19 protein-coding genes and 1 tRNA gene are annotated in these 20,224 nt (G+C 44.8%); 13 read left to right on the forward strand and 7 right to left on the reverse strand.

The window, feature by feature from the left end; genetic code table 11:
- Positions 1–22: 22 nt before the first annotated feature.
- Together AM279_RS17550 and AM279_RS17555 are read right to left on the reverse strand one after the other, a co-directional pair.
- The gene (locus AM279_RS17550; protein ID WP_054409354.1) at positions 23–1,009 is read right to left on the reverse strand and encodes a beta-ketoacyl-ACP synthase III; all 987 of its coding nucleotides are present in this window, start codon (positions 1,007–1,009) and stop codon (positions 23–25) included.
- Positions 1,010–1,215: 206 nt separating this feature from the next.
- Positions 1,216–2,175 carry a GlxA family transcriptional regulator gene (locus AM279_RS17555; protein ID WP_054409355.1) on the reverse strand — a complete coding sequence of 320 codons (960 nt, stop codon included), beginning with the start codon at positions 2,173–2,175 and terminating at the stop codon, positions 1,216–1,218.
- A 161-nt stretch (positions 2,176–2,336) separates the two neighbouring features.
- Here AM279_RS17555 and AM279_RS17560 point away from each other — a divergent pair, with 161 nt between their 5' ends.
- From AM279_RS17560 to AM279_RS17600, 9 genes are all read left to right on the forward strand, one after another.
- A complete protein-coding gene (locus tag AM279_RS17560; RefSeq protein ID WP_074961418.1) occupies positions 2,337–2,753 on the forward strand; it encodes a DoxX family protein in 417 nt (138 codons plus the stop codon).
- A 12-nt stretch (positions 2,754–2,765) separates the two neighbouring features.
- On the forward strand, positions 2,766–3,206 hold the full coding sequence (locus AM279_RS17565; RefSeq protein WP_054409357.1) for an SRPBCC domain-containing protein: 441 nt from the start codon (positions 2,766–2,768) through the stop codon (positions 3,204–3,206).
- A gap of 2 nt (positions 3,207–3,208) precedes the next feature.
- Complete coding sequence (locus AM279_RS17570; protein WP_054409358.1) at positions 3,209–3,763, forward strand: dihydrofolate reductase family protein; 555 nt, start codon at positions 3,209–3,211, stop codon at positions 3,761–3,763.
- A gap of 20 nt (positions 3,764–3,783) precedes the next feature.
- The gene (locus AM279_RS17575) at positions 3,784–4,314 is read left to right on the forward strand and encodes an SRPBCC family protein (RefSeq protein ID WP_054410398.1); all 531 of its coding nucleotides are present in this window, start codon (positions 3,784–3,786) and stop codon (positions 4,312–4,314) included.
- A complete protein-coding gene (locus AM279_RS17580) occupies positions 4,314–4,832 on the forward strand; it encodes an SRPBCC family protein (protein ID WP_054409359.1) in 519 nt (172 codons plus the stop codon). The genes AM279_RS17575 and AM279_RS17580 overlap by 1 nt, the downstream gene beginning before the upstream one ends.
- Positions 4,833–4,895: 63 nt before the next feature.
- Positions 4,896–5,351 (forward strand): VOC family protein, encoded by a 456-nt coding sequence (locus AM279_RS17585; RefSeq protein WP_054409360.1) that lies wholly within the window; start codon positions 4,896–4,898, stop codon positions 5,349–5,351.
- A gap of 83 nt (positions 5,352–5,434) precedes the next feature.
- Complete coding sequence (locus tag AM279_RS17590; RefSeq protein WP_054409361.1) at positions 5,435–5,941, forward strand: DinB family protein; 507 nt, start codon at positions 5,435–5,437, stop codon at positions 5,939–5,941.
- A gap of 93 nt (positions 5,942–6,034) precedes the next feature.
- The gene (locus AM279_RS17595) at positions 6,035–7,255 is read left to right on the forward strand and encodes a metallophosphoesterase (protein WP_054409362.1); all 1,221 of its coding nucleotides are present in this window, start codon (positions 6,035–6,037) and stop codon (positions 7,253–7,255) included.
- A gap of 86 nt (positions 7,256–7,341) precedes the next feature.
- Complete coding sequence (locus AM279_RS17600; protein ID WP_054409363.1) at positions 7,342–7,638, forward strand: thioredoxin family protein; 297 nt, start codon at positions 7,342–7,344, stop codon at positions 7,636–7,638.
- Here the strand turns inward: AM279_RS17600 and AM279_RS17605 are convergent.
- The 3 genes from AM279_RS17605 to AM279_RS17615 form a co-directional block, all read right to left on the reverse strand.
- Positions 7,635–8,273, reverse strand: a complete 639-nt coding sequence (locus tag AM279_RS17605; protein ID WP_054409364.1) for a polysaccharide deacetylase family protein — start codon at positions 8,271–8,273, stop codon at positions 7,635–7,637. The two genes, AM279_RS17600 and AM279_RS17605, sit on opposite strands and share 4 nt — an antisense overlap.
- Entirely contained in the window at positions 8,270–11,557 is a 3,288-nt protein-coding gene (locus AM279_RS17610; RefSeq protein WP_054409365.1) for a DUF2723 domain-containing protein, read from the reverse strand. Before AM279_RS17610 ends, AM279_RS17605 begins: the two co-directional genes overlap by 4 nt.
- 110 nt (positions 11,558–11,667) lie before the next feature.
- A complete protein-coding gene (locus tag AM279_RS17615; RefSeq protein WP_054409366.1) occupies positions 11,668–14,946 on the reverse strand; it encodes a glycosyltransferase family 117 protein in 3,279 nt (1,092 codons plus the stop codon).
- 148 nt (positions 14,947–15,094) lie between these two features.
- Between AM279_RS17615 and AM279_RS17620 the strand changes: the two genes are divergently transcribed.
- Positions 15,095–15,165 (forward strand) — tRNA-Gln (locus AM279_RS17620).
- A gap of 83 nt (positions 15,166–15,248) precedes the next feature.
- Complete coding sequence (locus AM279_RS17625) at positions 15,249–15,875, forward strand: hypothetical protein (RefSeq protein WP_054409367.1); 627 nt, start codon at positions 15,249–15,251, stop codon at positions 15,873–15,875.
- A 79-nt stretch (positions 15,876–15,954) separates the two neighbouring features.
- Here AM279_RS17625 and rpmA read toward each other — a convergent pair whose 3' ends face one another.
- Both rpmA and rplU read right to left on the reverse strand, forming a co-directional pair.
- Complete coding sequence (rpmA, locus tag AM279_RS17630; RefSeq protein WP_054409368.1) at positions 15,955–16,215, reverse strand: 50S ribosomal protein L27; 261 nt, start codon at positions 16,213–16,215, stop codon at positions 15,955–15,957.
- A 28-nt stretch (positions 16,216–16,243) separates the two neighbouring features.
- On the reverse strand, positions 16,244–16,603 hold the full coding sequence (rplU, locus tag AM279_RS17635; RefSeq protein WP_054409369.1) for a 50S ribosomal protein L21: 360 nt from the start codon (positions 16,601–16,603) through the stop codon (positions 16,244–16,246).
- Positions 16,604–16,800: 197 nt separating this feature from the next.
- Here rplU and AM279_RS17640 point away from each other — a divergent pair, with 197 nt between their 5' ends.
- Both AM279_RS17640 and AM279_RS17645 read left to right on the forward strand, forming a co-directional pair.
- Positions 16,801–18,123: a M16 family metallopeptidase gene (locus AM279_RS17640; RefSeq protein WP_054409370.1), complete on the forward strand. Its 1,323-nt coding sequence runs from the start codon at positions 16,801–16,803 to the stop codon at positions 18,121–18,123.
- A 12-nt stretch (positions 18,124–18,135) separates the two neighbouring features.
- Positions 18,136–20,184 carry an insulinase family protein gene (locus AM279_RS17645; protein WP_054409371.1) on the forward strand — a complete coding sequence of 683 codons (2,049 nt, stop codon included), beginning with the start codon at positions 18,136–18,138 and terminating at the stop codon, positions 20,182–20,184.
- Positions 20,185–20,224: the final 40 nt, after the last annotated feature.

Below are 20,224 nucleotides of genomic sequence, written 5' to 3' on the forward strand. Positions count from 1 at the left end.
GCACTATACAGTGCGGCGTTTTTTATTGCCATATCAGGTAGCTGGCACCCCAGGTAAATCCGGCGCCAAATGCTGTCAGGAGTATTTTGTCTCCCGGCTTAAAATCGTCTTTATAATCCCAAAGCACTAAAGGCAGGGTAGCCGCTGTGGTATTGCCGTAGCGGTCTATATTTACTTTTATCTTTTCTTTAGGTATGCCCAGCTGGTCGCCCACGGCATCAATAATACGCATATTGGCCTGGTGTGGTATTACCCAGTCAATATCATCGGCTGTAAGGTTGTTTTGTGCTAAAATATCGGCGCAGGCACTGCTCATGCCCTTAATGGCATTTTTAAACACAGTGCGGCCATCCTGCTGTACATAGTGCAGGTTTTGGGCAACGGTTTCGGCAGTAGCGGGGTTTTTAGAACCACCACCCTGAACAGCCAGTATTTCGCTGCCGCTTCCGTCGGTCTTAAAAATGTTGTCCTGTAGCCCGTAGCCCTCTTTGGCAGGCTCAAGCAATACGGCTCCGGCTCCATCGCCAAAAAGCACACAGGTATTGCGGTCGCTATAGTTTACAATACTGCTCATTTTATCGGTACCGGCCACAATAACCTTTTTGTAGCGGCCGCTTTCAATAAACATGGCACCGGTGCTCAGGGCATATAAAAAGCCACTGCAGGCGGCATTAAGGTCTAACGCAAAGGCATTGTTAAGCCCTGCTTTACTTGCAGCAATGGCTGCAGCAGGCGCTAAAAGAAAATCAGGGGTAGAAGTAGCAAGTATAATACACTCAACTTCTTCAGGGTTTATGTTTTTTTGTGCAAGCAGGTCTTTAATGGCAAGGCTGGCCATGTCGCTGGTAGCCATATTCGGGTCGCTGGCAATACGGCGTTCTCTAATGCCCGTGCGGGTAAGAATCCACTCATTGCTGGTGTCTACCATCTTTTCAAGGGCAGCATTATCAAGTACTGTATCTGGAACGTAGCCGCCGGTTGCTGTAATTGCAGCTAAAACTTTAGTCATTTCGCTTTTTTGATTGATGGCTGCAAAGATACCTAATTTGAATTGGATTATTGGAATTTTAGATTGTTAGAATTTTAGATTATGCAACTTGTAACATCATTTAAAAACAATTAAATTATATCTATTATGAGCTTTCAAAAATTGAAGACTTGCTAAATTACTTGCGGTCTATGTACTAATAATCTAAAATTCCAAAATTCTATAAATTATACCATTTGCCCGCTAAACTTATCGCGGTACATTTTAGGGGTCATACCCACTGTTTTTTTAAACAGCGTGCGGAACGTTTTCAAATCGTTATACCCACTTTCCAGCATTACTTCCAGTATGCTGTAGCGCGATTGCTCCAACAGCTGTTTGGCGGCCTCAATGCGGGTTTTTTGTAAATATTCAATAGGTGTTATGCCGGTAACCTGCTTAAAGCGGCGTACCAGGTTGCGGCGGCTGGCGGGCACATCGGTAATAATTTCTTCAATGGTATTGGCTTTGCTAAAGTTCTTTTTAATTTCCTGCTGGGCTTTTTTAACCAGGTCGTCTCCGTGGTCTTCGGCGGGTGTAAAAGAGCCAAAATACGTTTGGCGGTTGCGGTCAAGGTCTATGCTAAATACTTTGGCAGCACGTACGGCCACCTGTTTACTGCAATAAATTTCGAGCAGCAGCATAAGCAGGTGAAACGTATTAGTAGCCCCTCCGCTGGTGTACACTCCATCTTTTTCGGTTACTACGGCCTCAGCCTTTAGCTCTACATTTGGGAACATCTTTGCAAAAACACCCTCGGCATTAATGTGTGTGGTGGCCGGGCGGTTATCCAGCAGGCCGGCTATACCTAATACAAAGGCCCCGGTGCAAAAACTGGCTATGGCAGCCCCATTGGCGTGCTGTTTTTGAAGGAAAGGCACCCAACCGCGGTTTTCGGCAAGGCCGGTAGCCAGCTCATCTTTAAAAGAGGGTACAAGGAGCAGGCCATAATCGGTATTGTCAATAGTTTTTGGGGTATACCCGTCATAAGCAGGTTTGGCGTGCTCGGGCAGGTACAGCAGGTTAATGTTAAAGGGTTTCTCCAGGCCTTCCTGCATATAAAAACGGTTGGCGGTTTCAAATACATCCAGCAGGGCTGCCACGCTTATAAGGCGGTGGTTTTTGGTAAGGGCAATGCCTATTTCCATAGTTAAAATATTGGTTGTAGCACAAATATACATTTTTTGGCGCAAATGCCCCCTTTGGTTGACTGTTTAGCACACGCCCCAAAAAATGCATTAGGTATACCTTTGTAATGAGCCTAAAAAATTATTACATTCATGTAATTTTTAACCAAAAACAATTAATTATGAAAAAATTATTTACTCCCGTTTCATTAAACACTGATTTAGCCACGCTGGTTTTAAGGCTCATTTTTGGCGGTATGTTTACCTATCATGGCTGGGGCAAGCTGGCCATGTATGATGAAATGCTTAAGATGTTTGGCGACCCTATAGGCCTTGGTACAGAACTTTCGCTGGTGCTTACCATTTTTGGCGAGTTTATATGCGGCATTTTAATAGTTCTGGGACTGTTTACAAGGCTGGCAGTTATACCGGTATTTATAACTATGCTCGTGGCTTATTTTGTAGCTCATGGCAATGATGACTTTATGGTAAAAATGCTGCCGTTTGTGTACATGCTGCTTTGCTTTGTAGTGTTTATACTTGGCAGTGGCAGGTATTCGCTTGATGCAGCGATATTTGATAAAAACCGAAACAATTAATCAACTTATATTATGAAAAAGATTGAGAACATAACGCAGATAGATGCCCCGGCCGGTAAGGTGTGGCAGGTGCTTACAGATAGGCAGTACTATTCGAAATGGTATGAGGCATTTGGTATGGGCAGCCAGGCCATAGGCGAATGGAAACAGGGCGAAAAGATAATTTTTGCCGATGATAAAGGTATGGGGCTTATTGGAAATATTGCGGTTTTTGACAAGGATAAGGAAATCCGTATCGACATGAAAGGCCTCCTTATAGATGGTGTGGAAGATTATGAAAGTGATGATGCCAAAGCGCTGGGGCTGGCACAGGAACGTTATGTTCTTAACGAAGAAAACGGCGTTACCACGCTGCACACCAGTGCCGATATGGATGAGGCATGGTTTGAATCGATGAGCGAATCGTGGAAAGAGGCCCTTAAACAAATCAAACAACTTTCTGAAAGCAACTAAAAATGGCAACACTAAAACTACAGGTGCAAATATCGGTTGACGGATTCATAGGCGGTACAGCCGGCGAAATGGACTGGATGACCTGGAACTGGGATGAAAAGCTTATAGATTATGTGGGTAAATTAACCGACCCCATACAGCTTATACTCCTGGGGCGTAAAATGAGCGAAGGGTTTATACCGCACTGGCAAAACGCCCTCGACGCTAACCCAGAAAACCAGGCGGCACACAAGTTTACACATACCCGCAAGGTGGTGTTTAGCCGTACCCTGAAAAAGATTGAGGGCAACAATGTTTCGGTGGCAGATAATATTGATGATATAGCCACCCTTGTTGCTGAAACCGAGGGCGATACCATGGTGTATGGCGGGGCTACGTTTGTATCATCGCTTATTGCAGAGAATATTATTGACGAATATTATCTTTTTGTAAACCCTGTAATACTGGGCAAAGGCCTTCCTATATTTGATAAGGTAGCCGGAAAACTGCCGCTTACACTTGTAGAAAGCATTGGCTTTGAATGTGGTATAACGGTGCTGCACTACAAAAAACAATAAACCCAAAACAAAAACAAACAATGAAAATCGTAAAGAAAATTTTAATTGGCATTGCCGCCCTTATTGCCCTTTTGCTCATAATTGCCCTGTTTATGGACAAGAAATATGAAGTAAGGCGCGAAGTGGTTATCAACAAGCCAAAGGCAGAGGTGTTTAACTATATTAAGCTGGTGCGCAACCAGGATAACTATAGCATATGGAACATGGCCGACCCCAATAAAAAGGTTGTTGCAACCGGCGAAGACGGTACTGTGGGTTTTAAGTATTACTGGAAGGGCAATGATGATGTGGGCGAAGGCACACAGGAAATTACCGGCGTTACTGAAGGGCAAAAGTTAGACTTCAGGGTAACGTTTAAAGAGCCTTTTGAAGACAGTATGGACGGTTATCTAAGCACAGAAGATGTTGATGGTGGCACTAAAACCAGCTGGGTTATTTATGGAGAAAGCAGCTATCCATTTAATATTATGAACCCCATGATGGATGGTATGCTGGGCAAAGACCTACAGGCCAACCTTGACAACCTTAAAAAACTTTTAGAAAGTAAGTAATGAACATAGTTATAATTATTGTAGCCCTGCTGGCCATTCCGTTTGTTATTGCCCTGTTTTTGCCGAAAAACTATGGCATTGAGCGCAGCATTGTGGTAGACAGGCCTGTGGCCGAGGTGTTTGAATACATTAAGCACATTAAGAACCAGGACTATTACAGCAAATGGGTTATGGCCGACCCGCAAATGCAAAAGGTGTTTACGGGTACTGATGGTACTATTGGCTTTATATATGCCTGGAACAGCGAAGCCAAAGGCGGCGAAGGCGAACAGGAAATTACCGGTATTGCCGAAAACGAACGCATAACAACCGAAATAAGGTTTGTAAGGCCGTTTAAAACCGTTTCGCATACCTACCAGACTACGCAACCGCTTACAGAGCATAGTACAAAGTTGGTATGGGGTATGACGGGTACAAGCCCGTATCCGCTTAACCTTGTGACAGCGCTTTTAAAAGGCGGGCTGGGTAAAGACCTTGATTTTAGCCTTAACGCGCTAAAGCAGAATCTGGAGCATTAAAATTCTAAAAAACAAGCACCAAATTCCAAATCTCAAATAACAAACAAAAAACAACAATACATCATGAAAGTAGTTAATCCGTATTTAAACTTTAACGGTAATACCGAAGAGGTTTTTAATTTTTACAAAAGTGTTTTTGGTGGCGAGTTTGCCATGCTGATGCGCTTTAAAGATATTCCTGCCGAAGCCACGCAAGACCAGGCGGGCGAAGGCTGTGCCGATGCAGGTGTGCCTGCCGGGGAAGAAAACGGCATTATGCACATTGCGCTACCCATTGGCAGCAGTATACTTATGGGTACCGACGTTACCAGCAATATGCCGCAGGTTGACCACGGTAACGGTATTTCATTAACGCTTAGTGCTGAAAGCAGGGAAGAAGCAGACCGTGTTTTTAACGCCCTTGCCGAAGGTGGAAAAATACAAATGCCCATGCAGGATATGTTTTGGGGCGATTACTATGGCATGCTAACCGATAAGTTTGGTATACAGTGGATGATGAATTACAGCACTCAGTGGTAGGCATTGCAGTTAAGAGTTCAATGTTCGGGGTTCATGGTTTTTAGATAACCCGGAACCTCAAATTAACCTTTAAATTAAAAAGTATGGCACAGCAAATAATTGCGCAGCTTGAAAATGCGCTTAACGAAACCCTATACCTGCTTAAAGGTGTAGATGATGCTAACATCAATAAAAAACCGGCCGATGGCAGCTGGAGTGTAGCCCAGGTGGCCCGCCACTTGTATAAAGCCACGGCAGGCAGCGATGAGATGTTTGCCGCCCCAACCCCCGAAGCAGGCAGGGCTGTAGATGAGCGTGCTGAAAATTACAGGGAAATCCTTATGAACTTTGAGAGTAAAATGAACGCCCCTGAGTTTTTAGTACCCGAAGACAAACTGTTTGATAAAGACAGGCTTATAGAGTCGCTTACGGAGGCTAACAAGATAGCTGTTGCCGCTATTAAAGAAAGCAACCTTGCCCAGCTGGCACCCCTGCCGGAGGGGCACCCATTGGCAGGCAGTACCAAGCTGGAAATTGTGCATTTCTTTACCTACCACACCCTGCGCCACAACAACCAGATTGAAAAAATTAAGGCCATTGTGGTAAACTAAAATAAATGAGATAGCTGACAAAATGTAAGCCGCAACTGACATAAATAGTATGGCACGTTTTATGCTGCCTGTCAGCTATCTAATTTTTTATTAATGTTTCGCAGAGGTTTAATTTTTTTGGGCATCTTATTGCTCATTGCAGAAATATATACATTCCAGGCCCTTAAAACCGTAATCAAGCCCAGATGGGCACAATGGCTTTACATAGCTGTTTCGGCGGGTGTTATTTTTTACATCTTCTATTCCTTCGCATCTTATGACAGCCGTGTGGGGCAAACAAAAAAGTCGCTCTACACCATGGCGCTGCTGCTCATAACCCTTATCCCTAAACTGCTTATTGCTATTGTAATGCTGGGCGAAGACATTGTAAGGATATTTACAGGTACTTATTCTACCGTAACCGGCACGCGCCAGGGCGACTTTTTGCCCGAAAGGCGTCGCTTTGTAAGCCTTATGGCCATAGGTGTTGCGGCGGTACCGTTCCTCTCTATGCTGTATGGCATTACGCGGGGCAAGTACAACTTTAAAGTGCGCAGGGAAACGCTTCAGTTTCCTGACCTGCCCGATAATTTTGATGGCTTTACCATTGTACAGATAAGCGATGTGCACAGCGGCAGCCTTGATAACCGGGAAAAGGTAGAATATGCCATTGACCTGATTAATAAGGAACATAAAGACGTGATACTCTTTACCGGTGATATTGTAAACAACGTAGCCGAAGAAATGCACCCGTGGATTGATACCTTTAAAAAGATTGAAACCCCACAGTTTGGCAAGTATTCTACCCTGGGTAACCATGACTATGGCGAGTATATAGAACTTTCGCCGGATGCAAAGGCCAAAAACTTTGAGGCCATAAAAGCATTGCACGGGCAAATTGATTTCAGGCTGATGCTTAATGAAAACGTGAAGCTTAAAAAAGGCAACCAGGAAATTGCCCTTGTAGGGGTTGAAAACTGGGGGCATAACTTCCGTAAGGCGGGCGATTTAAAAAAGGCATCGGAAGGGCTTGCAAAAGAAGACTTCAAGGTACTTATGAGCCATGACCCAAGCCACTGGGCTTATGAGGTTAAAGACAGCGACCTTAATTACCACCTTACCCTTAGCGGCCACACACACGGCATGCAGTTTGGCATAGAAATACCCGGCTTTATAAAGTGGAGCCCCGTGCAGTATGTATACAAGCAGTGGGCGGGTATGTATGAGCACCTTGGACGATACATTTATGTAAACCGCGGTTTTGGTTTTCACGGCTATAGCGGGCGTACCGGTATATGGCCGGAAATTACCGTAATCACGCTAAAAAAAGCCTAAAAAACCGCACACTATAGTAAAAATGCTATATTTGTATGAAAATATACCATAATAAGGTTTTTATTTTAAATTAAAACACCGTTTTTATGTCAAAATTCGGAGAACTTATTAGCTCCCGCGTTCCGGTCCTGATAGACTTTTACACAGAGTGGAACGAACCGTCTGTATCTATGCACCCTGTAATAAGGGATGTGGCTGCGGCGCTTGGCGACAGGGCAAAAGTTATAAAGATTGATGTAGACAAAAACCAGGAACTGGCTGAAGCACTTAGGATTAAAGGGCTTCCTACACTCATGATTTATAAGGATGGCCAAATGGTATGGAGGCAAAGCGGCGAGCTTGATGCCAACACCATTATATCGCTGGTACAGGAGCAGATTTAAGACAACACACCAAACGTATATCCTTCTTTTTTAAGCCATTGTATGGCCTGTGGCAACGCGTGCTTAAGGTTTACCGATGCCTTTATGCTGTCGTGAAAAACAATAATGCTGCCCGGCTGCACATTATTGATAACATTTTGCAGGCATTGCTGTGGCGTAATGGTTTGGTCAAAGTCAGCGCTAAGCACATCCCACATGATTATTTTATAGCCTTTATCCCTTATCGGTGCACTTTGGGCTGAGCGGATCCTGCCATAAGGCGGGCGAAACAATTTTGCCGGTGTGGTTACGTGTTGTGCAATAATGGCCTCGCATTCTGCAAAATTATCAAGGTATTTTGGGGTGTCATTATGCCAGCCGTTGAGGTGGTTAAAGGTATGGTTGGCTATGGTGTGGCCTTCGGCAATGGCCTGTTGCAAAACCTGCGGGTGTTTATGGATGTTATCGCCTATGCAAAAAAACGTAGCCTTAATGTTATGCTCCTTTAAAACTTCAAGCACCCAGGGTGTAACTTCAGGCACCGGGCCGTCATCAAAGGTAAGGTATACCGTTTTACCTGTATTGGGAACATCCCAAACCAGGCGGGGAAACAGCTTTTTTACCACAACCGATGTCTTTACCCAATATGCCTTCATAACTCATTTTCAATCCCAAATGATGGGAGTTGTGCATTAAAGGTATTGAAATTTTTAGCCAGCCCGGCGTGTAGTGCCTTATCATGTTCTTTAAGGATGGCGAGAAGCGCCTTAAAGCTTTGCAGGTCCTGTATAACCCGGCTGCTTATTTCGTTGCGTTCATGTACAGGCAGGCTTACATAATAGGCTAATGCCTCGCTGTATTTTTGGGCGGTTTTTTCTGCAAGCTGTTGTGCTTTTTTGGTAGCCCCGACGCGATAATAGCCTTCGGCAAACGGGTTCATGAGGTGGTATGCCCCATAGTTAGGGAAGGTAAGCTCGGTAACCGCAAGGTCTATTATCTTCTCGGCTTTTTGTTTTTTGCCTTCATCAAGAAGCTTGTTTGCAAGGCGCGCCATGTTTTTGCGTACTACCCTAAAGTTGCGCAGGGTTTCAGGGTCAAGATAAATATCAGGGTTGTTGCTGTTGCCCCAGTACCACTTGGTTACTGTATTGTACATCTTGTTGCTGTCTATACCGCCTATATCGCCACCACTTTCGGGGAAAGTGGTTTTAACCGGTACCAGCTTGTACACATAGCCATCGAGTTGCAGGTAGTCCTGCATCCAGGCATATTCATCTTTATTGTAAACACCGCCGGTAAAGCATATGGGCCTTTCCCAATTGTTGTTTGCAATAATATCAAGCATAATAAGGCGGTTTTTAAACACCGCACTTTTAGGCAATGTCATGCTGATGTTTTGCACAATATTTTCGTATTGCGACTCACTAATCACCTTGTTTTTTATAACCACATCTTTATCTACCTCAAAGCGAATGCGCACCGTGGGGTAGGTGTTTACCCTATGCCCGTTTTTAAGCTCAATTTTTACCGTATCGTCATCGCGCTTGGTGTAGGCAATAAAATCTTCAAGATTCATGCGTTTGTTGCTGTTGTGGCCGTAAAACAGGCGTTCGCGGCTGCCCTGCTTGTACTGGTCGTGCCCGTAAGATATGGGTAGTGGTGCGCTGTTGTACTGGCGGGTTTTCATTTGGTCAATATACCAGTCGGCACTCAGGAAAAGCGTGTTTACAATGCGCACATCGGTACGGTAGCCTTCAATTTCCTGGAGGTACCACAGCGGGAAGGTATCATTATCGGCTTGGGTAAAGAGTATGGCATTTGGTTCGCAGGAGTCGAGGTACATACGCGCTATGGCCAGTGCCGAATAGCGGTTGTGGCGGTTGTGGTCGTCCCAGTTTTCTTTGGCCATAAGCACCGGGCAGGCCAGCAATGCTGCTGTAAGTACTATAACAAGCGATGCCTTTGGCTTAATAAAACGGCTTACAAGGGTGTAGAGCCAGTACGTGCCAAAACCTATCCAGATAGCAAAAGCATAAAACGAACCTACCAGGGCATAATCACGTTCGCGGGGTTCGAAAGCGCGTTCGTTAAGGTATATTTTAAGTGCCAGGCCTGTGAATAAAAACAGCATGAGCACCACATAGGCGTTTTTCCAGTCTTTGTAAAAATGGTATATGAGTCCGGCTATGCCAAAGAAAAAAGGCAGCATGTAGTAAATGTTGCGCCCTTTGGCATCTTTAAGATCGGGCGGCAGGTTTTCCTGGCTTATCATGCGCGGGTTGTCCAGCGCGTTTATGCCGCTCAGCCAGTTGCCGTCCATGCTGTCATAGTGCCCGTTGATGTCGTTTTGCCTTCCGCTGAAGTTCCACATCAGGTAGCGCCAATACATATAGCCAAACTGGAACTCAAACATAAACGACATATTTTGCCCGAAAGAAGGCGGCTCTATGTTGAGGTAGTTGCCATATTGGTGTAAAAACTTGTCGTATTCTTTAAAGCCATATTTACCGCTGTGGTAGCCTACGTTAAACTCTTCAACAGCAGTGGCGGTTTCGGCTTTAAGCTTTGTTTTTTCTGTATTTAAAGTGGCAACGTCTGTACTGTCGGGGTCAAAACCACGGCTTATTAACTCGTCATGATAATCATACTTATCGTTAATGGTATAGGCAGGCGGCTGTGTAAACACCATGTAGTTGTAAATATGGTTGGGCACGTTGCTCCACATACGTGGCATAAAGCCAAACTGGCTGCGGCTTGAGTTTACCTCGGCATTTTTAAAATTGGTGTTTACGGTGTCATACCAGCCCTTGGTGTAGTTGCGCTCGTAGTTTATTTTTTCATCGCGATAGGGGTTTTCCTTATCTGCACCGGCGTATGTTTTGGTGTACATAGGGCCATAAAACAGCTTTTGCTCGCCATAGTGCTCGCGGTTGTAGTAAGCCAGTACTTCGGCGGCGTTATCGGGGCGGTTTTCGTTTATGGAGGTGCCTGCGTTAGAGCGTATGGGTACCATTGCCCACGAACAGAAGCCTATAAGCACAAACATCATGCACAGCAGTACCGTGTTGAGCATTACCCAGCCTTTCTTCTTGGTAAACCAAAGTGTAACAATAAACGACGTAACAATGGTGGTAAAAATGCCGATAGTGCCTGTATTAAACGGCAGCCCCAGGCGGTTTACGGCAAAGATTTCGGCGTAAGCCAAAGCCCCCATGGTAAACGGCAGCAGGAACAGGAATATGAACATTACTATGGCTACAATAACAATATTGGCCACGATAAAGTTGAGCACCGTTACCCGCTTAAAATGCTTGAAATAATAAATAAAGCCTACCGATGGCAGTGCCAGCAGCGCCATAAAGTGCACCCCGAACGACAGCCCTGTTATAAAGGCAATTAATAAAAGCCAGCGGTTGCCGCGGGCGGTGCGCATTTCTTGCTCCCAGCGCAGGCCCAGCCATACAAGTACCGATATGATGAGCGATGCTGCGGCATAGACTTCAGTTTCGGTAGCGTTAAACCAAAAGCTGTCGCTAAAGGTGTAGGCCAGGGTGGCAACAGTGGCCGACCCTAATATGGCTATGGCGTTGTGGTTTGTAAGATTTGTAGCTGATTTTGAAGCCAGTTTCCTAAGCAAAAGGGTAGTGGAGCGAAACATAAAAAATATGGTAAACGCGCTCGAAAGTACCGAGACCATATTAACCATAAAGCCTATGTTTTGCTTAGAGGTGGCAAAGGCTGCAAAAAATGCCCCTATAATCTGGAACAGCGGTGCACCCGGCGGGTGGCCTATTTGCAACTTGGCCGATGTAGAGATGTATTCGCCGCAATCCCAAAAGCTAACAGATGGGTCGGCAGTATAGGTATAGGTTAACAGTGCAATAAAAAAAACGGCCCACGCCAGTATGGTGTCCCACTTTTTGAAATTGAATGTTATCATTAGCAATTGCTGTGTTTGTTTTGCAAAGAAACTGCTTTTTTAGCAAACACGCGGTGTGTGGGGTTTATTAAAACAAAAAAGCGGCAGTAAAACCGCCGCTTTTGGTATTCTTATTTTTCATCTTCAAGCCCAAGGCGCTTAAACCAGCCGTTTGCCTGGTTAAACAATGGTTTGTGCTTGTTGTAGAATTCGGTGTCGTTATTTTCCTGCATTACCAGCAGCAGGCTGCGGTATTGCTCAATATCACGGCCTATGTCCTGCTGTACCACATTCTGGTCGCCCACAGGCAGGCTGCGATAGTATTCAAGGTTTTGCCTGTACTTGGCCATAAGCTTTTCAAGCAGCTGGCGTGCAGCCGCCTTATCGCCCACCTGGTAGTAACCACCGGCAAACGGCTCCATGATAAAGTAATAGCCATAGTAGTCTAACGGGAAATTTTTCATGGCAATGTCTATAACCTTGCGTGCTTTTTCCGGCTTGCCCTCGTCTATAAGCGCCTGCATGGCCCTTGCCAGGTTTTTGCGGAAGCTAAGGCTGTTGCGGCGTGTTTGTGGGTCGTGATAAATATCAGTACTACCACCATTGCCCCAATCAAGCTTGGTCATGATATCATACATGGTATCGCCGTCTACATAGCCCATACCCAGCGGATCTGAGCCGCCTTTGGTTTTTACTGGCACCAGCTTATAGGTAACACCCACCAGCTCCAGGTAATCTTTCATCCAGATGTAGTCTTCTGCATCAAAGCTACCGCCGCTAAAGTGTATAGGGCGCTCCCAGTTGTTGTTGCGGATTATATCAAGCATTATCATGTTGTGCTTGTAAATGGCGTTTGGCAGTTTGATGTCTATGTATGGAACAATAGAATCATATAGCCTTTGCGGTATTACCTTGTTTTTTATAACCTGGTTACGGTCTACCGGGATGCGCACACTCTTGCTTGGGAATGCGTTGGTATACTTATCGCGGGCATACTGAATCTGGTATTTGTTAGATTTTATAGAGTCTAACAGGGTGCCTATAGATATGGTATCGCGGCCGTGCGGGTTGGTGTAGTCGTGAATCATAAAATCACGTGTACCATCTACATACTGCCTGTGCTTAAAGCTTATTGGCAGCGGGGCACTTTCATAAGCCTTGCGCTGCATTTGGTCTATATACCAGTCTGTAGGCAGCAGGGTAGAGCACACAATGCGTACATCGGTACGGAAACCTTCTATTTCCTGCGCATACCACAGCGGGAACGTGTCGTTATCGCCAATGGTAAACAGTATGGCGTTTGGCTCGCATGATGCCAGGTAGGCCTTAGCCATGGCAATGGCGGTGTAGCGGCCACTACGGTCGTGGTCGTCCCAGTTTTGGCTGGCCATAAGCACCGGTGCGCCCAGCAGGGTTGCGCCCAATACTACAGGCAGTGCTACTTTTGGCGAAAGGTATTGCTTAATGCCGTCATAAATGGCATATACGCCAAAGGCAATCCACATGGCAAAAACATAGTATGAGCCTACAAGCGCATAATCACGCTCGCGTACTTCAAACGGCCTTTCGTTAAGGAAAATCTTAAGGGCAATACCTGTAAACAGGAATAGTGCCAGCAGTACATAAAAACTTTTAAGGTCTTTGCGTGCATGGAAAATCATACCCACAACGGCCAGCACAAACGGAATCATGTAGTAGGCGTTGCGGCCCTTGTTGTTCTGCATATCATCGGTAAGCTTGTCCTGTGGGCCAAGCCTTGATTCGTCAAGAAATTTAATGCCGGTAATCCAGTTGCCTTCTACATTGTCATAATTACCCTGCTCATCGCTCTGGCGGCCGCTAAAGTTCCACATCAGGTAGCGCCAGTACATATAGCCAAACTGGTATTCAAACATAAAGGCCATGTTTTGGCTAAAGTCAGGTTTTTCTACAATAAGTTTGTCGGCATTTTCGGTAAGGAAATGGTCAAGGTCTTCGGCGCTTATCTCGTGGCGCGAGTAGCCCGACCTTACCTGGCCCAGCAGGCCGTTAAACTGCTCCTGCATGGCGGCAATGGCCATACCGGCTTCTTCAGGTGAAATGGCTTCAATATCTATGCCCTGTTGCATAAGCTCGGTAGCAAAGTCATAATCAGGGTTTATGCGGTATTTAGGCGCACCTGTAAAACGCATATAGTTAGCGGCGTGGTCGCTGCTGCCCATGCGCGGCAGGAATGCTTTATGTTTGTCGTCAAGGTTTTGTTTAGAGCCCTTGTAGTTTTTGTTTACAATCTCATACTTTTTGGTTTCCGGGTTGGGCTCATAGTTGGGCTTGCCGTCAGTATAAGGGGTGTTAGGGTCAAGGCCACTGTACTTTTCAGTATACAGCGGGCCGAAGAATGTTTTTTGCTCCGGGTACTGCTCACGGTTGTAGTAGGCCAGTACTTCGGCGGCGTTGCTTGGGTTGTTTTCGTTAATAGGCGTGTTGGCATTAGCGCGCAGCGGCAGCATAAACCATGTGGCGAAGCCTATTATTATAAACAGCAGGCACAGCACCACGGTATTGGCCATGGCAAAGCCTTTCTTTTTAGTGTAGGTAAGGCCGTAGTAAAAACCGCCACCCAAAAGCAGGAACATAAAGATGGTACCCGAGTTAAACGGCATCCTTAGTTCGTTTACCATAAATATTTCGGTTTTACCGAAAAGCGCCAGGGTGTAAGGGGCCAGGAAGGCGAACACAAAGAACAGCACCAGCACAATTACAATATTGGCTATAATGAAGTTTTTAACCGTAACGGTTTTGTAGTTTTTAAAGAAGTAAATAAGCCCTATTGACGGGATGGTAAGGAGTGCCATAAAGTGCACGCCAAACGAAAGCCCTACAAGCAGCGATATAAGCAGCAGCCAGCGGTTGCCGCGCGGGCCGTGCATTTCTTCGCCCCACTTAAGGCCTGCCCACAGTAAAAGGGCTATAAATAACGATGCCATGGCATATACCTCGGCCTCGGTAGCGTTAAACCAGAAGCTGTCTGAAAATAAAAAGGCCAGCGACGCAATGGCAGAAGCGCCAAGGGCTGCAACGGCGTTGTTTTTATCAAACGTGGTGTAGCTTGTAATAACGTTTTTAAGTACAATAGTAAGCGACCAGAACATAAACAGTATGGTAAACGCGCTTGATAGTACCGAAACCATGTTAACCATTAGTGCGGTTGTGGTTTCTGAACCAAAGATGGCGGCTACTGCACCGGCCATCTGGAAAAGCGGGGCTCCGGGAGGGTGGCCCACCTCAAGCTTGGCAGCGGTGGAAATATATTCGCCGCAATCCCAAAAACTAAGCGTGCGTTCTACTGTGAGGCTGTATACCACAAAGGCCACTGCAAAGAGCGCCCAGCCTGTTATGGTATTCCATTTTTTAAAAGTAAGGTTGTCCATACGGTTTGTGCAACTTTTTATTGTATATGCAAAGAAACTGTTTTCTGTTGGTACTACAACGTTAAAAAAGTTTTTTTCATATTTTTTGGGGTAAAGTTTGCGAAACTAAAAAATAGTGCTACATTTGCACCCGCAATGAGCAAATAACTGGTCTATGGTGTAATGGTAACACTACTGATTTTGGTTCAGTCATTCTAGGTTCGAGTCCTAGTAGACCAACGGAAACCTCCCAAATACGGGAGGTTTTTTGTTTTTATACCGTTTTGATTTTCAGGGTATTTTTGTTATTTTCGGTAAAAAAAATGAAAATCGAATACCGCAATTACTTCTCAAATTTTGTGATTCCGAAAGAAAAGGCGGAGCTGCTTGATGAGTACCTGGTTTGTTATGTTGATGAGGCTACAGGTTTGCCTAAAAGAATTTACACGGTGCTTGAAGGTAGGGTTGATGGTATTGATTATTACTTAGAACCCGGCGAAAATGAGGCTGAAATTGCAAAGCTGTATGTTGAAGGTGTTTCGGTTAGGGAAAGAATGGAAGAGGTGCAGGGTTTAGTGATTGAGCGTGGCAGGTATTATGTGAAAGGGGAGTTGGTTTCTGTTGGAGATGTAGTGCGCGATATGTATGGCAATACAATTTGCATACAGCCTCTTGATAAGGCTACCCTTAAACCGCTCTTTAAAAGAACTACTAAGTATTTTTATAATTATGATGATTATAGCGAGGAGTGGGGTTATCCCAGAATAATTGCGGCTGAATATAATGAGGATGGTAGTCTGGATGATATTAGGTGGAGCCCTACGCCGGGGGAAGAACAAAATGATGAATGCTATGATTCAGGTGGCTTTAATGTGCTACAGGCGCAGTTTACAAAAGATTTAAGCTATTATTTAACGGCGCACCTGCTTCCTGTAGAGAAAAGGCATTAAAAAAGGCGATAAGTAAAACTTACCGCCTTTTTTATATAGGGGCTAAACCAACCTGGGGTTCAGCTAAAAATCTTGAGTCTTAAGCTTCAAACGGAACTATAGATACAAAGGATTTGTTGTCGCCTTTCTTTTGAAATTTAACAACACCGTCTACCTTAGCGTGTAGTGTGTGGTCTTTACCCATGTAAACATTTTCGCCTGGATTGTGCTTAGAACCTCTTTGCCTAACAATAATGTTACCGGCAATAGCAGCCTGGCCGCCAAAAATCTTAACGCCAAGACGTTTCGATTCTGATTCCCTACCGTTCTTAGAACTACCTACACCTTTCTTGTGAGCCATGATGTTTTGGTTTTAAAATTGTTAGTAATTATTCTGCGCTTTCAGCAGCCTCTTTTTTAGTGGCTTTCTTTTTACCTGCACCTGTAATGCCTGTAATCTGAATTTGGGTAAGAGACTGGCGGTGGCCATTCTTTACTTTGTAGCCTTTCCTACGTTTCTTTTTGAAAACAATAACTTTGTCTCCTTTAAGGTGCTGAAGCACTTTGGCCTCTACAAGAGCACCATCTATAGCCGGGGCGCCAAGGGTAATGCTTCCGTTATCGTCAAGAAGAAGAACTTTTGCGAATGAAACCGCGTCTCCCTCATTGCCTTCAAGACGGTGAACATAAACCTTTTGGTCTTTGCTAACTTTGAATTGCTGCCCTGCTATCTCTACGATTGCGTACATAACAATTAGGTTTAATTAATTTTTAAGGCTGCAAATATACAACTTATTATTTATCAGGCAACGGGCTCCTGAAAAAATATAGCTTTGGTAATGTTAAAAGGCTGTTTTTGTGCAAAATCACAAAAAATAGCTTACACCTTTGTAACAAAATATCGAAATTGCACACGAATTTTTAAAATACATAATCAATAACATTTATGAAAAAATCCATAATGGCTTTAGGTTCTCTTTTGGTGCTTGGCGCTGCCCATGCCCAAAAGGTAGAGTTTGAAGAATTTGACTTAAGCAATGGGCTGCATGTTATCCTGCACCAGGATAAAAGCGCACCGGTTGTGGTTACGGCCGTAATGTATCATGTTGGGGCTAAGGATGAAAACCCGGAAAGGACCGGCTTTGCGCACTTTTTTGAACACCTGCTTTTTGAAGGTACAGAGAATATTGAGAGAGGCCAGTGGGATAAAATCCAGGCGGCACATGGCGGTACCGGAAACGCTAACACTACCGATGACCGCACCTATTATTATGAGCTTTTCCCGAGCAATAATACCGAGCTGGGCCTGTGGATGGAAAGCGAAAGGCTATTGCACCCTGTTATTAACCAGATAGGTGTAGATACCCAGAATGAAGTGGTAAAAGAGGAGAAAAGGATGCGTGTAGACAACCAGCCTTATGGTAACCTTTTTGCCGAAGTAAAAAAGAATATGTTTAAGGTGCACCCCTACCGCTGGGCTACCATCGGGTCTATGGAGCACCTTGATGCTGCCACGCTTGAGGAGTTTTTGGCGTTCAACAAAAAATTCTATGTGCCTAACAATGCTGTGCTTGTTGTAGCGGGCGATATAGATACCAAACAAACCAAAAAATGGGTTGAACAATATTTTGGCGTAATTAAAAAAGGCGAGCCTGTTGTGCGTAAAAAATATGAGGAAGCGCCTATAACACAGGAATTCCACGCAAGCTATGAAGACCCTAACGTGCAAACGCCTATGATTGTTGAAGCATACCGCACCCCGGCCATGACTACTAAAGATGCCCGCGTGCTTGACCTTATTTCGTCTATACTTAGCGATGGTAAGAGTTCGCGCATGTACAAGAAAATTGTAGATGACAAGAAAATGGCTATGCAGGTAGGTGCGTTTAACTACAGCCAGGAAGACTACGGTTTGTATTTTGTATATGGTATACCTATGGCGGGCTTTACCACCCAGCAAATACAAAAAGAAATTGATGACGAAATTGTAAAGCTGCAAACAGAGCTTGTATCTGAAAAAGAGTTCCAGAAGCTTATGAACCAGGTTGAGAGCCGCTATGTAAGCCAGAATGCCAGTGTAGACGGTGTGGCCGAAAACCTTGCTACGTACTACATGCTGTATGGCGATGTTAACCTTATTAATACGGAAATTGATATTTACCGTAAAATAACAAGGGAAGACATTAAGGCGGTGGCTAACAAATATCTTAAGCCTAACCAACGACTGATTTTAGATTATTTACCTGCTCAAGAAAAAGCTGAAAACTAAGAATACAACATCATGAAGAAAATACTATATCTGTTAGCCGGATTGGCGCTTACTGCAAATGTAGCCCAGGCCCAGGTAATACCTATGCCTAAACCCGGCCCGGCACCCAAGATAAACGTAGGTAAGCCAGAAACCTTTACCCTGCCTAACGGCCTAACGGTAATGGTGGTAGAAAACCACAAGCTGCCAAGGGTGTCTTACAGCCTTACTATGGATAACGCCCCTTATGCAGAGGGTAATAAAAAAGGTGTGGCTAACATGACCAGCGCCCTTATGGGTACGGGTTCTAAAAACATGCCTAAAGACAAGTTTAACGAAGAGGTAGACCAGCTGGGTGCCGATGTTAATGTGTGGGGTAGCGGTGCTGCTGCAAACGGCCTTAGCAAGTACAGCGGCAGGATTTTAGAGCTTATGGCCGAAGCGGCGCTTTACCCGGTGTTTACGCAGGAGGAGTTTGATAAGCAAAAGAACCTTATTGTAGAAGATCTTAAAAGCAATGAGAAAAACGTGCCAAGCATTGCCCGCAGGGTAAAAAACAACCTTGTGTATGGTAAAAACCACCCTAATGGTGAATACCTGAGCGAAGAAACGCTTAACAACGTTACCCTGGCTGATGTAAAGCAAAACTATGATACTTATTTCGTTCCGGGCAACGCATATCTTGTTGTGGTGGGCGACGTAAAGTTTAAAGATGTTAAAAAGCAGGTTACTAAACTGTTTGGCAACTGGACTGCCGGCAAGGCGCCAAGCATTGCCTACAGCGACCCTAAAGATGTGCAATACACGCAAATTAACTTTGTAGATATGCCAAATGCTGTACAAAGCGAAATCAGTGTGCTTAATGTTACCAATCTTAAAATGACCGATAAAGAGTATTTTGCTACTATTATAGGTAACCAGATACTTGGCGGCGGCGGCGGTAAGCTTTTCCTTAACCTTAGGGAAAAACACGGCTGGACGTATGGATCGTACTCGTCTATAGGTGGTGATAAGTATGTGGGCAACTTTGGTGCAACGGCTTCTGTAAGGAATGCGGTTACTGATAGTGCTATTGTAGAAATGCTTAACGAAATCAAAAATATAAGGACAAACCTTGTATCGCCGGAAGACCTTGAAAATGCAAAGGCTAAATATATAGGTAGCTTTGTAATGCAAATTCAAAAGCCGGCTACTGTAGCGCGTTATGCACTGCTAACACAAACACAGGCGCTTGCTGCTGATTTTTATGAAAATTACATTAAGAATATCAATGCGGTTACGGCAGAAGATATAAGGGCTGCTGCCCAGAAATTCTTCTTTGTAGACAACGCACGTATTGTTGTAGTGGGCAAGGCGGCCGATGTGCTTCCGGGCCTTGAGAAAACGGGTATTCCTATCAACTACTTTGATAAGTGGGGTAAGGCTGCCGAAAAACCGGTAACCAGCAAGCCTATACCTGCGGGTGTAACGGCCAAAACGGTTCTTGATAACTATATAAAGGCTATTGGTGGTGAAAAAGCGGTTAAGGCAGTTAAGTCTATTTATACTAAGTCAACCGGTAAGTCGGCGCAGATACCGGCCCCTATTGTGTTTACTATGAAAGTGGCAGACCATAAGCAGCTGGTAGATATGACTATTGAAGGTTATGGCTCGGTGTACAAGCAGGTGGTTAATGATAAGGCAGGCTACAGAAATGGGCAGGCAGGTAAAGAAGAAGTTACCGGCGATGAGCTAAAAGAGCTTCAGGCAAGCGCTGTGCCGTTTGAGGAGCTTGGTTTCCTTACCGATGCTGCTGTTAAGCTAACAGGTATTGAGGCTGTAAACGGAACCGATGCTTATGTGGTTAAGAAAGGAACCGGTAGCTACTATTATGATGTTGCAACCGGCCTTAAAATAGGGGAGGCCCATGAAGAGGGCGCAGGTGCTGAAAAGCAGGTAAGCACTACTTATTATTCTGACTACAAAGAGGTGAAGGGTGTAAAAGTGCCGCACCATGTAATAATGAATATAGGACTTGAGCTTGACCTTACGGTTAAAGAGGCTAAAATAAACGAAGGTGTTTCTGCTACTGATTTCCAGTAAGAAGAACCGTTGTAAAATAGAAAGTCCCGCCATACAGCGG

Source organism: Flavobacterium akiainvivens (assembly GCF_001278115.1).
In the GTDB taxonomy this organism is placed as follows: Bacteria; Bacteroidota; Bacteroidia; order Flavobacteriales; family Flavobacteriaceae; genus Flavobacterium; species Flavobacterium akiainvivens.

Excerpts from the sequence above, each read along its gene's own strand:
- AM279_RS17565 (WP_054409357.1), top strand. The coding sequence starts at position 2,766 with ATGAAAAAGATTGAGAACATAACGCAGATAGATGCCCCGGCCGGTAAG.
- AM279_RS17560 (WP_074961418.1), top strand. The coding sequence starts at position 2,337 with ATGAAAAAATTATTTACTCCCGTTTCATTAAACACTGATTTAGCCACG.
- AM279_RS17600 (WP_054409363.1), top strand. The coding sequence starts at position 7,342 with ATGTCAAAATTCGGAGAACTTATTAGCTCCCGCGTTCCGGTCCTGATA.
- AM279_RS17595 (WP_054409362.1), top strand. The coding sequence starts at position 6,035 with ATGTTTCGCAGAGGTTTAATTTTTTTGGGCATCTTATTGCTCATTGCA.
- rpmA (WP_054409368.1), bottom strand. The coding sequence starts at position 16,215 with ATGGCTCACAAGAAAGGTGTAGGTAGTTCTAAGAACGGTAGGGAATCA.
- AM279_RS17625 (WP_054409367.1), top strand. The coding sequence starts at position 15,249 with ATGAAAATCGAATACCGCAATTACTTCTCAAATTTTGTGATTCCGAAA.
- AM279_RS17640 (WP_054409370.1), top strand. The coding sequence starts at position 16,801 with ATGAAAAAATCCATAATGGCTTTAGGTTCTCTTTTGGTGCTTGGCGCT.
- AM279_RS17610 (WP_054409365.1), bottom strand. The coding sequence starts at position 11,557 with ATGATAACATTCAATTTCAAAAAGTGGGACACCATACTGGCGTGGGCC.
- AM279_RS17570 (WP_054409358.1), top strand. The coding sequence starts at position 3,209 with ATGGCAACACTAAAACTACAGGTGCAAATATCGGTTGACGGATTCATA.
- AM279_RS17605 (WP_054409364.1), bottom strand. The coding sequence starts at position 8,273 with ATGAAGGCATATTGGGTAAAGACATCGGTTGTGGTAAAAAAGCTGTTT.
- AM279_RS17580 (WP_054409359.1), top strand. The coding sequence starts at position 4,314 with ATGAACATAGTTATAATTATTGTAGCCCTGCTGGCCATTCCGTTTGTT.
- rplU (WP_054409369.1), bottom strand. The coding sequence starts at position 16,603 with ATGTACGCAATCGTAGAGATAGCAGGGCAGCAATTCAAAGTTAGCAAA.
- AM279_RS17585 (WP_054409360.1), top strand. The coding sequence starts at position 4,896 with ATGAAAGTAGTTAATCCGTATTTAAACTTTAACGGTAATACCGAAGAG.
- AM279_RS17550 (WP_054409354.1), bottom strand. The coding sequence starts at position 1,009 with ATGACTAAAGTTTTAGCTGCAATTACAGCAACCGGCGGCTACGTTCCA.
- AM279_RS17555 (WP_054409355.1), bottom strand. The coding sequence starts at position 2,175 with ATGGAAATAGGCATTGCCCTTACCAAAAACCACCGCCTTATAAGCGTG.
- AM279_RS17615 (WP_054409366.1), bottom strand. The coding sequence starts at position 14,946 with ATGGACAACCTTACTTTTAAAAAATGGAATACCATAACAGGCTGGGCG.
- AM279_RS17575 (WP_054410398.1), top strand. The coding sequence starts at position 3,784 with ATGAAAATCGTAAAGAAAATTTTAATTGGCATTGCCGCCCTTATTGCC.
- AM279_RS17590 (WP_054409361.1), top strand. The coding sequence starts at position 5,435 with ATGGCACAGCAAATAATTGCGCAGCTTGAAAATGCGCTTAACGAAACC.
- AM279_RS17645 (WP_054409371.1), top strand. The coding sequence starts at position 18,136 with ATGAAGAAAATACTATATCTGTTAGCCGGATTGGCGCTTACTGCAAAT.